This is a genomic window from Enterococcus sp. BWT-B8 (assembly GCF_020567625.1).
In the GTDB taxonomy this organism is placed as follows: Bacteria; Bacillota; Bacilli; order Lactobacillales; family Enterococcaceae; genus Enterococcus_L.
In genome coordinates, this window is sequence record NZ_JAJDJV010000010.1 from 104,570 (window position 1) to 122,008 (window position 17,439).

Annotated in this window: 17 protein-coding genes; all 17 read right to left on the minus strand. The window is 39.0% G+C overall.

Going from position 1 to position 17,439, the window contains the following annotated elements; translation table 11 throughout:
* Positions 1–199: 199 nt before the first annotated feature.
* The 17 genes from LI951_RS10590 to LI951_RS10670 all read right to left on the minus strand — a co-directional run bounded on the left by LI951_RS10590 (position 200) and on the right by LI951_RS10670 (position 17,413).
* The gene (locus tag LI951_RS10590; protein WP_229442115.1) at positions 200–832 is read right to left on the minus strand and encodes a hypothetical protein; all 633 of its coding nucleotides are present in this window, start codon (positions 830–832) and stop codon (positions 200–202) included.
* Entirely contained in the window at positions 825–1,439 is a 615-nt protein-coding gene (locus LI951_RS10595; RefSeq protein WP_202067061.1) for a hypothetical protein, read from the minus strand. The genes LI951_RS10590 and LI951_RS10595 overlap by 8 nt, the downstream gene beginning before the upstream one ends.
* A gap of 3 nt (positions 1,440–1,442) precedes the next feature.
* Positions 1,443–2,477 carry a hypothetical protein gene (locus LI951_RS10600; protein ID WP_202067062.1) on the minus strand — a complete coding sequence of 345 codons (1,035 nt, stop codon included), beginning with the start codon at positions 2,475–2,477 and terminating at the stop codon, positions 1,443–1,445.
* 37 nt (positions 2,478–2,514) lie between these two features.
* The gene (locus tag LI951_RS10605; protein WP_229442116.1) at positions 2,515–3,270 is read right to left on the minus strand and encodes a prepilin peptidase; all 756 of its coding nucleotides are present in this window, start codon (positions 3,268–3,270) and stop codon (positions 2,515–2,517) included.
* A gap of 35 nt (positions 3,271–3,305) precedes the next feature.
* Positions 3,306–3,770, minus strand: a complete 465-nt coding sequence (locus LI951_RS10610; RefSeq protein WP_229442117.1) for a type II secretion system protein — start codon at positions 3,768–3,770, stop codon at positions 3,306–3,308.
* A gap of 180 nt (positions 3,771–3,950) precedes the next feature.
* Complete coding sequence (locus LI951_RS10615) at positions 3,951–5,162, minus strand: type II secretion system F family protein (RefSeq protein ID WP_202067065.1); 1,212 nt, start codon at positions 5,160–5,162, stop codon at positions 3,951–3,953.
* Positions 5,162–6,391 (minus strand): type IV pilus twitching motility protein PilT, encoded by a 1,230-nt coding sequence (locus LI951_RS10620; RefSeq protein ID WP_202067066.1) that lies wholly within the window; start codon positions 6,389–6,391, stop codon positions 5,162–5,164. The genes LI951_RS10615 and LI951_RS10620 overlap by 1 nt, the downstream gene beginning before the upstream one ends.
* 18 nt (positions 6,392–6,409) lie before the next feature.
* A complete protein-coding gene (locus LI951_RS10625; protein WP_229442118.1) occupies positions 6,410–7,963 on the minus strand; it encodes a GspE/PulE family protein in 1,554 nt (517 codons plus the stop codon).
* Positions 7,964–7,976: 13 nt separating this feature from the next.
* Entirely contained in the window at positions 7,977–9,983 is a 2,007-nt protein-coding gene (locus tag LI951_RS10630; RefSeq protein ID WP_229442119.1) for a hypothetical protein, read from the minus strand.
* A complete protein-coding gene (locus LI951_RS10635) occupies positions 9,970–10,656 on the minus strand; it encodes a type II secretion system protein (RefSeq protein WP_202067068.1) in 687 nt (228 codons plus the stop codon). Before LI951_RS10635 ends, LI951_RS10630 begins: the two co-directional genes overlap by 14 nt.
* Positions 10,657–10,666: 10 nt before the next feature.
* Positions 10,667–11,368, minus strand: a complete 702-nt coding sequence (locus LI951_RS10640; protein WP_229442120.1) for a type IV pilus modification PilV family protein — start codon at positions 11,366–11,368, stop codon at positions 10,667–10,669.
* A 56-nt stretch (positions 11,369–11,424) separates the two neighbouring features.
* Positions 11,425–12,717: a glucosaminidase domain-containing protein gene (locus LI951_RS10645; RefSeq protein WP_229442121.1), complete on the minus strand. Its 1,293-nt coding sequence runs from the start codon at positions 12,715–12,717 to the stop codon at positions 11,425–11,427.
* Positions 12,710–13,015 (minus strand): hypothetical protein, encoded by a 306-nt coding sequence (locus tag LI951_RS10650; RefSeq protein WP_229442122.1) that lies wholly within the window; start codon positions 13,013–13,015, stop codon positions 12,710–12,712. Before LI951_RS10650 ends, LI951_RS10645 begins: the two co-directional genes overlap by 8 nt.
* Before the next feature lie 225 nt (positions 13,016–13,240).
* Positions 13,241–13,939: a winged helix-turn-helix domain-containing protein gene (locus LI951_RS10655; RefSeq protein WP_202067071.1), complete on the minus strand. Its 699-nt coding sequence runs from the start codon at positions 13,937–13,939 to the stop codon at positions 13,241–13,243.
* Positions 13,940–13,999: 60 nt separating this feature from the next.
* Complete coding sequence (locus LI951_RS10660) at positions 14,000–14,854, minus strand: hypothetical protein (protein ID WP_229442123.1); 855 nt, start codon at positions 14,852–14,854, stop codon at positions 14,000–14,002.
* Positions 14,855–15,086: 232 nt separating this feature from the next.
* Positions 15,087–16,040 carry a hypothetical protein gene (locus LI951_RS10665; protein WP_202067073.1) on the minus strand — a complete coding sequence of 318 codons (954 nt, stop codon included), beginning with the start codon at positions 16,038–16,040 and terminating at the stop codon, positions 15,087–15,089.
* Between the two features lie 257 nt (positions 16,041–16,297).
* Positions 16,298–17,413, minus strand: coding sequence for a tyrosine-type recombinase/integrase (locus tag LI951_RS10670; RefSeq protein ID WP_229442124.1), 1,116 nt, complete (start codon positions 17,411–17,413; stop codon positions 16,298–16,300).
* Between the last annotated feature and the right edge of the window lie 26 nt (positions 17,414–17,439).

The following is a 17,439-nucleotide window of genomic DNA, read 5'->3' on the forward strand; positions in this document are numbered from 1 at the left end:
TCATTCCTGTTGCTTCTTTGAATGCTCGTCGCATGTCTTATGGTCATGCAAGACAAGCTGCCAATTAAGTTGACTATTAATTTATTTGCACAACTCTCTGCATGTGAACACAGGAAAAGATGAACCTGTTTTCCACAACCGATAGAACAAGTCTGAAACACATTTTTAACTACTTTCATTAAAGCTTTTTCCTATTTTCTCATTCAACTGGTTTGCCGGTTTCTGCATAAGAGATGTAATACATTTGCATAATAATACTTGCTGAAAAAGCATAAGCATCTTCTCCGACAGCATCAGGATTGCAGCGATAACTCACTTGTCCAATTTTGGTAAATCGTTGCGCAGACTCCAGTTCTTTCACAAAGTTAAGTAAATCTGATTCATTCCTCGCAAGAATGTCAATTCCAACGGTCGTATTCTGCAACTGTTTCAGCTGCCCGGCTGCGGAAGCTTCTCCACTTTCACCGCTTTCCGGATCTGGGAAGATGACTATATTGTCAAAAGAAATATGCTGAAGAGAAATGCCCAATGATTCATCCAGCTGTCTAAGCTGATCAAAATATTTCTGTAATTGGAGTCCATTGGGAATAACCGGTTCGTTTTTAACCGTATCCGACTCCAATAATGTTGGCAGATTCTCCACTTTTCTCAATAAATTATCTTGCTGTTTGATTTCTTCATTAACGGCAGACAATTTTTGATTCAATTCTCCCAGTTCCTTACTTTTAGGCGCAATAATCAAAAACCAGCTGCCGATACTCAGCGAAACGATGGCAATCAAAATCAATACTGAAATAGATATATGTTTTTTGGTAAACAATACTCTATTCATCAGCAGCCTCTCCCTTCATCAAAACTACAGGGACATCTGCCATTTTCAGCCGAACTGCAAACTCCGCTTCTGCATAATCATTGTCGCGACTCATTGAGATCGGCTGACAATCATAGACCCATTCAAGCATTTCAACATTCTCTTTAAAGCTTGGAGAATTGGAAAATAGGTCTCCTCTGAATTTAATGGTAATTGTAGGTAAAAGCTCTGTACCGTCTTCTCCTACCAACTTCTGGTTTCCTGCAGCTTCTCCTTCAGCCAGATAGACTTCATAATTTATCAGTGTCAAATTCAGCTTATGTGCAATATCATTAAACGCACTCATGATCGGCTCCATCAGTTTTTGTTCTCCCTTTAAAACTAGTAAAAAATCCTGCATCGCTTGTGACTGCGCCTGCTGCAGTTCATTGATTCTATTCTCCAGTTCAATTTTTTCTGTTTGAGCAATCTGAACATTGTTAGTATAGGTTCGTACTTGCGTTGTGAAAAAGAGGTGTGTAATCAGAAAAGCGATAATCAGGATCGCTGAAATCAAAGCTGTCGTAACAATGATGACATCCATGGCCCGATTTTTTATAAATTTTTTCGGTAATAAGTTAACGTTCATTCATCAAACCTCTTTCATCGACAAACCGGCAGCCAGTAAAAAGCGTTCCGGTAAACGTTTTTGATTCGAAAGCCTTAACGGTGACTGCAGCTCTTTCACCGGCAGTTCATTTGTTGCCTGGATGATCTTCAAAACTTCCTTGGTCAACAGCGGATGCCCGCCCACTAAATAAATTTGTACCAGCTCTTTTCCAGAAGAGATCTCCGTTTCAAAATAGTGGACAACATTTCGAATAGTTATCCCCAGGTTTTCCAGTTCTTCCAGTTCAACAACGTGGTTAAATTCTGTTTTCACGCCGTGTTCTGTTTCCAAAAATTTCCAGTTCACCTGGTTATAATCATCATGCTGAACATACACAGGGACCAACTGCTCAAAAATAGTGATCGTTGCCATCCCAGCATCCAACTCCACTAACAGAAAATTCTCTCCCCAATTAATACGCTTCTGTAAAATACGAGAATAGACCAGAGCACTACAATCTACCCCTATAAGCTGTCCGCCGCTTTGGTGAATGCAATCTCCCACCTCCTCAATAAGAGGTGCCGAAGTAACTACAACCGGCACTTTACCGTTTACAGCAAACCGATTGCGCTGAATCTTAACGGCGCGTTTAGCATTTTTTTCCTGACGGTGTCTGCCTCTTCTTCTATTTACTTTTTTCTTATTCTGCTGCTCAAGAATCAGCAAATCAAAAATAGGATTATCAAATGGCAACGAAATTGATTCCCCTAATTCAAAATACAAAAACTCTCGAATTTCCTTTTCAGATTTCATATCTCCCAAAGGTACCTGACGAATCAGAAGCTTTTCATTCATCACAGAAAATATAAAATCCGGGTTTCTCCTATGTACCTCTGCAGCAATTTGTTGCAGAATATAAATGAACTCTTCCGGATTTCTTAATTTGCCATTTTTAAAAAAAGAACCATTTATTATTTTTTCTCCAAAGACGAGCTGATTATTTCTTGTCGTGCAATATCTTAGAATATTTTTTTTGATATCAATACCGATTGCGGCATGTTTTCTTTTTCCAAACATTTTACTACCTGCCTTTTTCAATTTAGAGTCCCAAGTGTTACCTGCCAATACCTGCTGAAATTAGATAAACCAACACTGAACTGATTGCGATAAAGGGACCGAACGGAATATACTTCTGTCTTTCTTTTTTATAAGCAAACCAGATAAGAGCAAAAATAAGTGCAATAAGTGCTGCGAAAAACAAAGAAGCAAATACTTGAACAGGTCCCAGAAAAACACCTAACACGGCAAAAAGTTTTATATCACCGCCGCCCATTCCTTTTTTACTGACTTCTCCCAAAATATATAACGGGATAAAGCCGACCAGAAAACCAGCCGCCGGATACCACCAATGCTGATTTTGAGGAATGATGATTCGTTCTAAAACTGCTGCAATGAAAAACGGCAGTAATACTTTATTAGGAATAATCTGGTATAGAACATCAGATACACTGATAATCAGCAGTAAAGAAATCAACAGCCAGCCCACCAGCACTTCCGGAGACAAATTGAACTGCATTGCCGTACCCATAAACAGAGTTCCGGTAAATAGCTCAAAAACAGGGGCAGCTGCCCCTATTTTTGATGTACAATATTTACATTTCCCTCTTAAGAAAATATAGGAAACAACCGGAATCAGCTGCCACCAGGCCAGTTCATGCTGACAATTCTCACAGTGCGAGCGTCCCACCAGCGTCTCTTTACGGGGAATTCGATAGCCTGCAACCATGAAGAATGAGCCCAGACACATTCCTATGACAAATATATAGCAATAAACGATACTTGAGGGTATTGTGTAACTCAATATATTCATAAAAAAACTCCTTCTTCACTTACAGAAATCAAACGTTATTCATCATGGAATAACTGTGCTCTTGACAATACTGCAACAGCATCAGCATTCCCAGTAAAGGATTTATTTTTAATATTTCCAGCAGACAACTGATCGGCAGGTACATCAATAACCAAAGTACCGTCATCTTGAACTGTAAACTGAACATTTTCCAAACTAGCCCAGTTACCAGCTTGTTGTAAGTACTTCGCTTCTTTAACATCCTCCAAATTAAAAGAATCGCCATCTATTGATGGATCTAATTGATAAAGATTTGCAGCACTCATCGCCTGCTGTACTTCTGCAACAGCAGAATCTTCCCGTGAATTTTGAATCACATTACCAATTGCAACAATCCCGATCCCTGCAATAATGGCTAAAATTACTACTGTTGCCAATAATTCAATTAAAGTCATTCCTCGCTCATCTTTTAAAAGACGACTCATTCTGCTTTCTTCTTGAAACGTTAAAGCTTCTATCATTTTTCGTTTCTCCTCCTGATTGTTTCTAATTTTATAGTTCATCTATATTAACTGGATGTCTAGGTTTCCAGTTAATAACACATTCGACGTTGAACAAATTCTTCCAAGTGTTATTCACTCAAAAAATTATTCTATCTACTGCTGTTGCTTCAATTCGGCAGATATATTCATCATTCCTTTTTATCCCTGAATAGAACCATACATGGAAAACATCGGAATCATAATTGCGGCAATGATGAAGCCGACAATACCGCTAATAATCAGCATAACCAAAGGTTCCATTATGGTCTTAATCCGAACACTCATCTCATCTGCTTCAGCCTCAAAAATCTTGCTTAACTTTTCAAGCATATCTTCAAGAGAGCCTGTATTTTCACCGATTTTTACCATCTGTGTTGCCAAAATCGGGACCACACTGTTTTGTGAAAAAACCTCACTGATTCTCCCGCCCTGCTCTACCTCTGTTTCACATTGTTGAATCATATTTCTAACAAACTGATTATTCACAACTTCTTTACTCATTGACAATGCTGTAACCATAGGAACAGAACTTGACAATAAAGAAGACAACGTCGTCATAAATACAGAGAAATAGCTTTTTTGGATAAACTCTCCAAAGATCGGTGCCTTCAGTTTGAATGTGTCATATTGAAGCTGAAATGCAGGGTTCTTTTTCCCGATGAAAATCCCCAGCCAGATAAGGAAAATAATCAACACAATCACGCCCCCTCTAGTCTGAAGAAATTCACTGATCTTCATGGTTATTTTCGTAATCAACGGCAGTTCTGCATCAAAGCTTTCAAAAACTCCCACGAACATAGGAACGATTGAAAGCATTAAAAATATTCCTACCCCTATAGAAGCTATCAACATGAGGATTGGGTAGATCATTGCAGTGATTATACTGCTGCGGTTTGCAGAGCTTTTTTCATAGTAGTTGGCCATCTGCTGTAAATTTTTCTCCAATGAGCCAGACATCTCAGCTACCGCAATAACATTAACCAGTAATGTCGGAAAAGCATTGGGATGTTTACGATAGCTTTCAGACAAAGTAGACCCCGCCTCTAAATCCTGCTTTACTTCTGTCAGTATTTTCTTAAACTTCTTATCCTGCTGCTGTTCCTCCAACATGTTTGCTGCTTCCAGCACCGTAATGCCGGAAGTAATCAGTGTTGAATACTGCTGTAAATATGCGACCAGTACTTTCAAACTGATTTTGGAAAACAAGTTGAGTTCCTTATTAGCTGCCGTCTCTTTTTGCTCAACTAATGACAGCGGCTTAATATGCTTTTTTTTCAGCAGGCTGTTCGCTTCAATTACTGAATTAGCGCGAATACTCCCTCGCATTTTCTCACCAGTGTATTTCATCCCCTGATAAGTAAACAACGCCACTAAAAATCACTTCCTTCTTCGAGATAACTTTCTGCAATCTCTGCATCTACACGTTGAGACTGGACCAGCTGTGTGATTGAGCCGCTCATCGTATGCATACCTTCGGTTTTACCCATTTGAAGCATGTTGCTGATTTGATGTGTCTTGCCGGAGCGAATAATACTGGCAATCCCTTTAGTATTAATCAGCATTTCCGTGGCGGCTGCTCTGCCTTTGCCATCTCGCGTCGGCAGAAGCCTCTGAGACAAGATACCTACAAGCGCTCCTGCCAGCTGTGTACGAACCTGTGACTGCTGCTCTGCCGGAAAAACATCAACAATCCGTTCAATCGTTGAAGGAGCACTGGATGTATGCAGTGTGCCTAAAACCAAATGCCCGGTTTCAGCTGCAGTCAGAGCAATTGAAATTGTTTCGAAATCCCGCATTTCTCCTACCAGAATCACGTCCGGATCCTGCCGTAAGGCTGCCCTCAGTCCATTGGAAAATGACGCTGTATCCCGACCGATTTCTCTTTGGGAAATAATGCTTTTCTTATGATTATGTATATATTCCACAGGGTCTTCCAATGTAAGAACATGGGTTTTTTTCGTATCATTCAGGTAGTCAAGCATAGCGGCAAGGGTTGTCGATTTACCAGAACCGGTTGGTCCGGTCACAAGAAACAAGCCCTGACTTTTGTGAATCATTCTGCGCAACGCATCTGGAACACCCAAAGAATCCAAGTTTGGAATCTCAATGGGAATCTGACGTAATGCGATGGCCACTTCATCCATCTGCTTAAAAATATTTACCCGGAAGCGGCTGACATTTTTTAACTCATAAGCCAAATCCACTTCGCCCAGTTCATTAAAATCCGCCCATTGTTTTTTTGTACAGATAGATTCCCCCATAGCAGAAATTTTATCTGAATACAAAACCGGCATTCCTTCTATCGGCTGCAGATTTCCATGCAGACGAAACATCGGCGGAACTCCTTCAATAAGGTGAATATCTGATACCTTCTTTTCAACCGCCAATCTAAGCCAGTCGTCCAACTGCTTCTTAGGCGAAACCGAACCGCTGACGGATGCAGAAGCAGCGGGCCGGATTGGATCATCAGAAGCTGTCATTGCCTCTGAATAGCGTGAACGGTAGTCCTGATTTGAGATTCGACGTCTCGTGACTCCCTCCTGCTCTCTGTTTCTGTACTTTTTTGGACGTTCTGTTTCCCACTCTCTCAACTGCTTCATCCCCATTCATTCAATATGTCATTCCTGTGCAGCAACTTTTAATACCTCTTCAATTGTTGTATAGCCAGCCAGAACCTTTTCCAATCCATCATCAATCAGGAATTTCATTCCCTGCTGACGGACATACTGCTGCAGTTCATCATTGGTTGCCTGTCTGGTAATCATCCTTCTCAGTTCCGGTGTTACCGTCAACAGCTCCTGTACAGCCATTCGCCCCTGATAGCCTGTATACCCACATTTTGCACAGCCTTTCCCTTTGGCCAGTCGGCGGGCATGCAGCTGATTTTCTTCTAAAAAGGCTGCTTCAGCTGCTGAAGCAGTCTCTTCTATTTTGCAGCCCGAACAAATAGTTCGAACCAAACGCTGAGCAAGTACTCCAGCCAAAGAATTCGCAACAAGAAAGGTATCTACACCCATATCCACCAGACGATTGATGGTACTCACAGAGCCATTGGTATGCAGTGTAGACAGGACCAAATGTCCAGTCATAGAAGCACGTATGGCAATCTCAGCTGTCTCACCGTCTCGGATTTCTCCGACCATGACAACATTAGGGTCCTGCCGTAAAATAGAGCGCAATCCACTGGCGAAAGACAAGCCGATACTGCTGTTTACCGCCACCTGATTGATTCCTTCCAGCTGATACTCCACAGGGTCCTCTACAGTAATAATGTTGACATTGGGTTTGTTCAACTCTCCCAGAGCGGCATATAAAGTAGAAGATTTCCCTGAACCTGTAGGCCCCGTAACGAGAATAATTCCATGAGGCTGCTTTAAAAGGTTGCGAAACTCTATCAGCATCTGAGTATTGAACTTAAAATCTTCCAGTTTTCGAATACCTACGGAACGATCCAATATCCGAATAACTACTTTTTCACCATGAATGGTCGGTAACACAGATACCCGAAGATCAATGATTTTATGTCCGTCTTTAAGCATTGCTCGACCATCCTGAGGCACACGTATTTCAGTTATATCCAGAGAAGAAATAATTTTCAAACGTGACGTCACTGCTGACTGAATATTTTTTGGCAGTATTTTCAATTCCTTCATTTCTCCATCTGTTCGAATTCGAACAGCCAGATACTTTTCCTGCGGATCAAAATGGATATCACTGGCTCTCCGGTCAATCGCATCATGGATCAATGTGTTCACCAGTTTGATAATCGGCGAATCGTCATTGCCCGTTTCACTGAATGCCGCACTTTCCTTTTCCGGCAGATCTGATTCAAGCAGACCTTCCATATTAATTTCTGATGGGTAGTCACGAACAATCAACTGTTGAATATCTGCCTCGTTTGCTTTAACCGGCTCAATCAACAATCCTGTAATCAAACGCAATTCATTTAGTGCAGCATAATCACCAGGATTGCTCATAGCTACAACCAAACGATTGCGTTTTCTTTTTATCGGAAACACACTATACTGTTTCGCAAAACTTCTTGGAATCAGCTCCAGTAATTGTTTATCCAGTGAACTATTGAAAAGATCAATGGTTTGATGTTTGATCGAGGAACGCTCACTGACAGGTCTGCTCCGATGTCTTCCAATTGGTCGCTCTTCTTGTCTCACATTGCTCTCCCCTTTAATAATCTATGGTTCCCACATAATCAAATGTTCTTGAAATGATCTGTGCAGCTTCTTTATCCGACGTATTTACCGGCATAACGATGACTACCTGACCATCCTCTGCAGCTTCAGCTTCAGCAAATGTATTAACTACCTCAACAGGAATTGCTGCACTCGTCATTTTTGTTTCTAAACTTGTTGCATCTTTTTTATTGAAAGGCTGAATAATCAGCTTACCGTTTAACTGACTTCTGCTGACACTGTACTCAATAAAGCTTGTATCAAACAACGCCAAGTCAGGCAATGTCTTTAAAGATAAATAAGAATTTTTTTGAATATCCAGATTGAACGGCTCAATGCCTGTATAATCGAGCTCCATCACCGCACCGTTTTTTAAACTGATACTGTTCCAGAAATCCTTATCCTTGTAATATCCGTTAAAAGAGGAAGCTGAATCATTTTCTGTCAATGCTTGCCGCCGTTCCGTTTTTGGCGAATCGATAAAGCTTTGACCACTGACAATCATCTTGGTTGCTGAACCGTCCAGTGTAACTTTTGAAGGTGTATTGGGATGGGTAAAAGTTGCTTCCTCCTGAAAATAGGAAAAACCATCTTCACCTGTCTCACTTGACAGCATTGCATTCGTCAACATAAAATTACCCGCAACCATAATTGTTCGAGTATCCCCCGATTCCGAATGGAGGGAGCTGTTTTCATTTATCGGTCCTGCAAACAAACTGGAACTGGCAATAACCATTGAACCTTTTAAAAACTCCGTCCACAAATTGTCTTTGGGATTTTTCCTGCCCGCCTCCACAGAATAGTTGGCAAAAGAAAAGTTTTCTGCTCCGGCAACTTTATTCACTATCAAATTCCCTTTTGAAAAAAGTACTCCTTCAGAAGAAACATTAGCCTTTTTTACTGTATTTGTATTGTTTATCAGCAGATTACTTGTGGTAAACTGACCTGATTCCAAAATAAATCTGGACTGCTCTTTAGGAAAGTCAATATATGTCCCAATCTTTGCAACAACCTGATCAACCTGCAGATAATTCAAAAGAGAAGCAGAGGGATTCGCTGCATTACTTAAAACAAGTAAATTATCTGTCTGAAGCTGACCTCCCCCAATCCCTTTAAGGGTTACACCGTTTTCCAGAAATAAAGACCCTGAAAAACCAAGTTGTCCAATCGTTTTATTCCCTGTTGAAAAATCCAAGAAAAGTCCATCACGAATATCCTGTATCTGTCCGTTCATTTCGCCAAACTGAAAGCTGGAATAATTATTATAGGAAGTATAATCAAAGTACTGAACATCTGCTTGGTAACGATAAATTCGATCAACTTTTCGCATCCATTCATCGGCTGAAATTGTTTGGGCACTGTTGGGCAGATAATAGGAATAAAATACGTTGCGCCATACATCCAATGCAACAATTTCCTCATTTACCTCTACTTCATCCCACTGTATTTCATAAATATACTCACATTGAGCGGAAGCAGTTGTTACCGTCCCCTTCCTGTTTTCAGTGACCTCAACACTGATCGGAAAAGTCAGCTCAACATTTGTCACTTTCGCAAGATCAGTGGAGGACTGCTTCCAGCCGTAACTCCCTATATCCGTATCAAGTACATAGGGCAGAATCTTTCTGGCACTGAGATCACTGTTTTTAAACGTTGCGCGGTAAGAAAACTGCTGTCCGCTGCCGAGCCCCTCATCTGAAAGTTCAAAATCACCAATCCAGCCGTTCACAAGGTTTCTCAGAACTATTTCGTCTGTTCCAAAGCTGCTTCCCGCTCCAAGTTCAGAAAGTTCAAGCTCTAATTTCTTTTTGATCTGGCTGCTGGCTTCCTGCAAAGCATATTCTTCAACATCCTTTGCCTTTTTCAAGCTGTCTACTCTTTCCATCTGGAAAAATACGGTTCTTGCCAAAATGAAAATGCCACCGACAATCATACTGATCAGTAAAATTGCTCCAAGTGTATAGAGCAGTGCATAGCCCGCTTCATCTTTACCATCTTCCATTTCCAGGAACCTCCCCGCTCGCTTTCTCATCATCTCTGTAGGTCAGTACAAATTTCCTGCTGTAGACAATAGAAGCTTCATTTTCAGCCAACAGCTGTTCAAGCGCCCATAATCCTGCAGAGCTGTCGTAATAATCGCTGAATTCAATCTCTTCTTTATAAAAAAGAATGACTCCGCTGGTTTGAATACTGAATGTATCCCGATAGTTGGGTGTTGCGTAAATAGTCTTTGTAACTTCATTTTCATTTTTTTGCTGAATCAGTTTAATCTTGATATTCTGATCCTTTACATGATAACTGCTAGCTCGCTGATTGGAAGTATCTAAAATATCTGAAATGTATAAAGGATTGTCTCCCTGGTCAATCGACAGAAGCTCACTCATTTTATCTGCAGCAAGTATTTTGACAATATGCGCCTCTGACCAGTCGCTGTTAAACTTTCCACGATACCCTGCATCTTTATAAATATTTTCAATTTTACTGATTCCTTCCATTTGAGCAACCAGATTATTAGCTGTCTGCTGCAGCTCCAATTGTTGTCCCTGCAATACAGAAGCTCTGAAAATACTGAATAATATAGCGGAAAATAAGAAAGAAGCCAGCCCAAAAATGGTAATTGCTCCAATTAATTCAAACATTGAAAGTCCATTTTCATCCTGCAACAGCTTCCTCACTATATCCCTCCTATGATTCAACAACCCAGTTCACGTAAGTTTCCGTTAACAAGCTGCCATTTTGTTTGTCATAAATTAAAATATTCAAGCTTACACCATCTGTCCGCGGATTGTATTCGGAAACCCCAACCTTGTGATTCACAACAATTTTCACTAAAAAATCAGTTTCTTCATTAAAACGATCAACATATTGACCAATGTATAATTGATTCCCATCCGTTCTTAGTGATTCCGGCAAAAAATCTGCATCCGTCAAATGATACTTAAGCTTTTGGATAAAGGTTCCCCGCTCATCATCACTCAACGGCACTTCAATCTCTCCATACTTGCCCTTACCTGTCAGCACATCTCTTTGAATGCCGGAGTTATCCAGAATCAAATGATTCCTTCTAGCTATCTGTCCCTCGTCAAGCGACGCTTTGAATTCAATAAAAACAAATGAATTTAAGTTGGCAATATCCTGCAGCTGTGATTTATAAAGCAGCCATTCTTTAATGTCTTCACGAACAAAGATTGCTTCTTCTTTTCGTTTATTGAGCTTAATTGCCTGATTATTTTGATAAATCATTGATGCCAGAAACAAGAACGAAGTCCCCAACAAAACAATGGCAATCAGTATTTCCAGTAATGAAAAACCTCGTTCATCCAGCTGTCTGTTCTTTATGATCTCTGTCACAGCTGTTTTAACCCGCCCCTCTTTATTTTTCTTCATGATGAGCCATCTCGATTTTCCAGTTTTTTCGCAAACTATTCAGCACCGTTTCAATTCTATTCCTCATCGACTTCTGAACTCTCTGAAAAGGTATCATCAACTGTAGATGAAACGACTTGACTACCCATAATTTCTCTGGCAGGTTGTTTGAAAATAGACATTTTTTCTTCCGTCCAGTTTTTAAAAATGTAGGTTGTGGTCTGTGAAGGATCGGTCTCTTGACTGTTGCTAAAGCCAAATTTATAGGCATCTTTCACTTTTTCTACAATCTCAATTGCTCTTGAATCAAGCTCAGTATCTGTTATCTGCTTTGCCTTCTCAGAAGGCTTGCTTTTCTTTTTCTCTATAACATTGCCATCAAAGGTTGTTAAATCATAGGCTTCAATCAATGCATTCAATTTGTTTCCATATTGTGTATCTGTTGCATATCTGCCGGTTAAAAAAGCCGTCACATCTCGATAACTTTCAGTATTGGATTTCCACGTTTTACTGTAGAAATTCTTATTACCGTCAATACCATTTTTCAACAATTTCGCGTAATCTTCCAATGACTCTTTGTAGCTAGGATATTTTCTAAAGCTGGCAGTTATAGTAAACAAGCTCCCGTCTCCTGCATCTTCCTGAGTGAGGAAGCTGACACTTTTTCCGTCATACGCACCTTTGACACCAAATAAATTATAATTAGGTGCCTGAGAAAGACTGCTTCCGCCAGAACCTGTTTCTAAAATTGCCTGACTAATCATTACCGAAGCGTATAAGTCATTGTTCCATGCAATTTCCTGTGCAAATGAGCTGATCGAATCAATAAACTCGCCTGTGCTCTGATTTTTTACAACTGAAAACTCATAATTTGCCTCCACCTCTTCTGTTACAGCACTTCCTGGAAGAGACTCAGCTGCTTCCTCCTCCATTTGTTCCGCTGCCTCTGTTTGTGAGGTTTCTTTTCTGTTGGACTCTGTTGTTTGACTGGCAGAGCTTTCAGTAACAGAAGAATCTTCAGTGACCGAAGAGGTTGTAGTAGCTATCTCTTCTTGGCTTTCTCTAGACGGCTCTTCCATACTTGAAGATGCTGTGCTTTCATATGTTGTATCTGTTACATCTGTTGATTCTGTTGTATCTGTTGAAAATTCTAATGCTTCCAACCTGCTGTCTGTTGTTTCCTCTATATCTAAAACTGATAATTCAGCAGTATTCAAATCTGTTGATTCCATTCTTTCTGTCTCTTCTGTACTTTCAGATGTCTGGTTCTGTTCCTGTGCCAAAATTCTGCCGGGTACATTTTTTACACCCAAAAACAGCAACCCTGCACAAATCGTCAGAGCAGTGAAATAATTCAATTTTTTATTCATAAAATTGTGTATCCTCCCTCAATTGCTGCAACTTTTCTTTACTCATCCGTACACGGGCCGCTTCTTCTTCCTTCCATAAAAATCTTTGATAGTGACAGGCATTTATTCGAAAAAAAGTGGTTAGCATAATCAGCAGAACCATCAAAATTAAATGAGCCAATGTCACTTTTTCCTGAAAGTCAGTAAAATAGCAAAAATAAAATACGATAGAAAAAACAGTCAGTAATACCAGCGAAGCAACATAGTGCAGCCAGAATAATAGCGTGTATTGTTTTATCTGAATGTTACGTCTGTACATGTAAACAGACCTCCTCTCATTCACGGCTGCAACACTTTCAGCTTATTTAAATCAGAAGGTTAGAAAAAACTTTCATCTATCAACTATTGTTTATTGTCAGAATTTTCAAATAATTAACCCGAAAAAACATCTGATTTTAACAATTACCCTTACTAAAAAATAGTTTTCCATTTTTTAACATTCAACTACTTTCGTATGCAACAACAACTGCACACCTTCAATCAATTAAATACTGAATTCCGGATTTAACATATAGCCTTTCAAACGGATCGTTCGAATAAATTCTGAACAGCCGGTATGATCTTCGACTTTTTTTCTTAAATAAAAAATTAAATTTGCAATGCGCATTTTGTAATCTTCTACTCCATTTTCTTTCCAAAGAATTTTATTTAGTTCCTCATAGCCAAACACTTTTCCGTGTTCACTATGCAAAGCATCCACTAAACGATATTCCAATCTGGTCAAACCAATTTCAATTCGGTCATCAATCATCATACTTTGACTGTGATTACGCAATTCTACTATTTGTTTAGCATTTTTTAGAGACTTTTCATCCTCACTCTTGACTTTGCAATGATTCACAGTATTTGCCAAAACTAGTTGGAATTCTGTCGGTGTACATGGTTTCTGAATTGTTCCATTTGCACCGAGCTGAAGATAAACCAGCCGATTAACATCAGATATTTTTTTTGAAACAACCCATATAAACGAATGCTTTTTATCTTTAATCTGTAAAATTAAATTACAGACCATTCCAACAAATTGTTCTTCTTCAGCATATATAACTACTGCATCAGTCTCCTTTGCTGTGAACAGTAAATCCTCTGAATCCATAAAAACAATCTCATGCTGCGCTTCTGCCAAGGCTCCGATATAGGATTCATCTAATTCTCCAGAAACATTTATTATTCCAACTGTGCACATTTTAATTCCCCCTGTATATGTACTCAAACACCTAATGCTACCATCGAATATAAGAACAAATCATTTCACCTGATAGCTGTTAATAGGTTGACAATCGTAGATTAATTTTCTTAAAAAGTAATTTTCTCCCTGTAATAAATCAAAATAGGCAGCCTTATTCTTCAAACTAATGTAGTCTGCTTTCATTAGTTTAACAAAAGGCTTACGAAACCATGGATAGAGATTAATTACGGTATTTTCTTCAATCTCTCTGCACTTATTCATCGTTAAAAATACATCACTATCCAAAATTGTCGATTTGATCTCCTCCACCTGATTTTTATACTTATAGTTTGGAGTTTTTCCAACTGTTTTTTCTGATTGCATAGTTAGCTCTCTATTCTGCTTCCAAATTTTTTCTAAATATTTGGCTTTTTGCATTAAATAAGAGTATTCCCGAAAAGCAATATGTAAATATTCTTTATCCTCATCAGTTTCTTTTGAAGAGTTTAACTGACGGATGCCGCTATATATTGCAGCCCGCTCCATTTCTTCAATCAGAATCTCCAGCTTCTCATTTGCAATTCGCATCCGTTCTTTCGTATAATTACTTCGTTTAAGCTCTTCCTGATATATCAACAGCTGATTTTTCAAGCTGGTCGCTTCTCTGATAAAACAGGTAGCTTCTTCCTGCGGCTCTGAATAAAGTTCATTCTTGCTAATTTCTGTTTCTTGCGATGGGTGTATTAAAGATTTAGATAAAATACTTTGTTCAATATCTGAACATAAATTATTAACTGATTCTTTTGGACTATAAAACAGTTGTTGTTGGATACTGTCCTGCAGATGAATATCGTAAGTACAGCTAGTTTCACGATACACAACTGGAATAAAATCAACATAATAAATAAATCGATTATTTTTTTTCTTTGTCATTTTACACCTAATCCAGGCAAACTGAGGGAGTAAAACAGCTAGGTCTTGCATCAGCTGCTCCCAGTTCAGTTTTCCTGATATTATTGAAAACTCCATATGATGAACAAAGGTCATTATTTTTAACATAGAATGAAAACGCTGTTTGACTTGATCACATTCATACTTCCCCAATATTTCCCTGTTCAAATGGATTTTTTCACAAACATAACATAATTCGTCCAGCTCTTCTCTTTTATAGAGTAGCTCTTCTGTTGACGGGGCTAATGTCGGGTAAATGTTCACTTGCAGCTCTCTTACCTTCAATGGTAAAGTCCCCTCCCCGTATTTCCTGCTGACTTAGTTTCTCCGTTCTGATAATCAGCTGGTCAAACAGCTTACCGGATTCATTTTTCATTTCAATCAGCTGTTCCCGATGTTTCTCTGCCGCCTGTTTAATCAGACGTAACTCCATTGCAGCTTCTGTTAACACTCGTTGTGCTTCACTTTGTGCATTTTCACGAATTTGCTCCGCTTCCCATTGCGCACGTGTAATTGTTTCTTTTTGTTGTTCTTTTGTTTCAATAATAATATTTGCCAAATCATTTTTGAGTGATTCCTGCTGATGTGTTTTCCCTTGCAGCTCATGAATTCGCTGCTCCTGCTCGGCTATTTTTCTTTCATAAGACTGTTTGACAGAATCTACCTGCCTATCTTGTGTGCGAACCTGTCTTTTACGTTCAGACAGCTCATCTTCCAGCATCTCTATGCGATTCTTATACTCTCTTAACACTGCCTCTGACTCGCTGCGAACCTGAGAAATTTCTTCATCTACTTGTTTTCTCAGTTCACTTACAGCTGCATCAGAGAGACTTTCTTTTTCAGTCAGTAAATTGGTCACATTATAAAGTTCTTCCTGTTTCACTTCCAACTGACCTGTCAATCGTTCCACCGTTTCCTCTAAATGATCAATCTCAAAGCGCAACTCTTCTTCTTCCTGTTTGGAAATGCCAGACTCAGCAACGCTCTGAACTTCTTTTTCCCGTTGTCTCTTTGTAGAATATTGCGACTGTCTATCATAGCTCTCTTCATCATATTCTTCGTCATCGTATTCTTCATACTCATCCTCGTACTCGTCCTCATACTCATCTTCATAAACATAGACATCATTATAATCTTGTTCCTCTTTACGCTTACCTAGTCCAAACATTTAGTGTCACCGCTCCAATCTTCTATCTTTTTTTTTACAACATTTACAAACAACCTTAATTCTTTGCACCTCAGTTAAAACATTATTTCCTACAGCATCAATTTGTTACAGCTCAACTATTTTTTTCTTTCTTATCCCACTATTTTTTACAAAGTAAATAATTGACAACTTTCTTAATTCAGCTAAAATTGAGAAAATTCTTTCTAATTCCAATAGTAATGCGGGATTAAAAAAAATATGACCATTTTTCTGACGTGTTATACTGACCCGTAAAACATGGTATCGATTGTTGACATAGCCAGTCGCCTTGTTTCCATCAGTGAGTCTGTATATGTGTCCAATGTCATTTTTATTGATTGATGTCCAAGGATTTTGCTTAAACTGGCTACATCTATTCCTTTTTCTATGCACCTTGTAGCAAACGTATTTCTCAATACATGGAACTTGACATCTTTCAATCCGGCATCCTTTAAATTTCTTTTAAAATGATTCGTTATTGTTCTTGGTTCCACTAAACCAGTTGCACCTTCTATGACATATTCTGTAGCAGCCCTCTTATGTTTTTCCAACAAATATTTTTTTAGATTATTTGCCAGTGGAATCTGACGGATTGAACGGCTGGATTTAGGTGTCCCTTCTATCAATTTTGTCTTTGAATGCAAAGAAGACTCATCCAGCACTCTGGATACAGTTCGCCTAACGTAGATAAGCTCATTTTCTATATCAATGTCAGACCATTTTAAGCCGCTAATCTCCCCAATTCGCATGCCGGAATAAAGAGACAGTATGACTGGTGAACATCCTTTCTCCTGAAATGCAACAAATTCCAATTTTCTCTGTTGCTCTATAGACAAAGCATGGACCTCTGTTCTTTTTGCTTTTGGAAGCTCTACAAAATCACAGGGGTTTTCCACAATATATGACTGACGTTTTGCATCATTCAAGCATTTTTTTACAATGCTGAATATATTTTTTATTGATCCTGCAGATAAATCTTTTTGTAGAATAAAAATAAAATTTTGTAAATCTTTTGTTTGAAGTTTTGTGAGTGGATAGTTTCCTAGAAGCGGTAGTATATGCTTCTTAATCAAGCGGAAATAGTTAGAATACGTAGTAGGTTTTACCTGATTTTTCACCTGAGTTGTCACCCAATATTGAAGCCAGTCAGAAAATAGGTCATAGTAAGGATTAATCACTGCACTATTTTCAAGATGTTGTGCTTTTACCTTGAATAATTTTTCTTTCACCTCAGTGTATTTTTTCCCATAAACAGAACCATAGATGATTTTCCCAGTGCTGGTTCTTGCCTTTACGTATCTGCCTTCCCATCGGCCATCTTTTCGTTTATAGATATTCTCACCTTTTTTCGCCAATTGAATCTCCCCTTTTCTCCACTCAT

Bases quoted from the DNA above. Each gene is read 5' to 3' on its own strand.
- LI951_RS10605 (WP_229442116.1), bottom strand. From the start codon at position 3,270: ATGAATATATTGAGTTACACAATACCCTCAAGTATCGTTTATTGCTAT.
- LI951_RS10610 (WP_229442117.1), bottom strand. From the start codon at position 3,770: ATGATAGAAGCTTTAACGTTTCAAGAAGAAAGCAGAATGAGTCGTCTT.
- LI951_RS10645 (WP_229442121.1), bottom strand. From the start codon at position 12,717: ATGAATAAAAAATTGAATTATTTCACTGCTCTGACGATTTGTGCAGGG.
- LI951_RS10655 (WP_202067071.1), bottom strand. From the start codon at position 13,939: ATGTGCACAGTTGGAATAATAAATGTTTCTGGAGAATTAGATGAATCC.
- LI951_RS10660 (WP_229442123.1), bottom strand. From the start codon at position 14,854: ATGACAAAGAAAAAAAATAATCGATTTATTTATTATGTTGATTTTATT.
- LI951_RS10620 (WP_202067066.1), bottom strand. From the start codon at position 6,391: ATGAAGCAGTTGAGAGAGTGGGAAACAGAACGTCCAAAAAAGTACAGA.
- LI951_RS10590 (WP_229442115.1), bottom strand. From the start codon at position 832: ATGAATAGAGTATTGTTTACCAAAAAACATATATCTATTTCAGTATTG.
- LI951_RS10630 (WP_229442119.1), bottom strand. From the start codon at position 9,983: ATGGAAGATGGTAAAGATGAAGCGGGCTATGCACTGCTCTATACACTT.
- LI951_RS10600 (WP_202067062.1), bottom strand. From the start codon at position 2,477: ATGTTTGGAAAAAGAAAACATGCCGCAATCGGTATTGATATCAAAAAA.
- LI951_RS10595 (WP_202067061.1), bottom strand. From the start codon at position 1,439: ATGAACGTTAACTTATTACCGAAAAAATTTATAAAAAATCGGGCCATG.
- LI951_RS10650 (WP_229442122.1), bottom strand. From the start codon at position 13,015: ATGTACAGACGTAACATTCAGATAAAACAATACACGCTATTATTCTGG.
- LI951_RS10665 (WP_202067073.1), bottom strand. From the start codon at position 16,040: ATGTTTGGACTAGGTAAGCGTAAAGAGGAACAAGATTATAATGATGTC.
- LI951_RS10640 (WP_229442120.1), bottom strand. From the start codon at position 11,368: ATGAAGAAAAATAAAGAGGGGCGGGTTAAAACAGCTGTGACAGAGATC.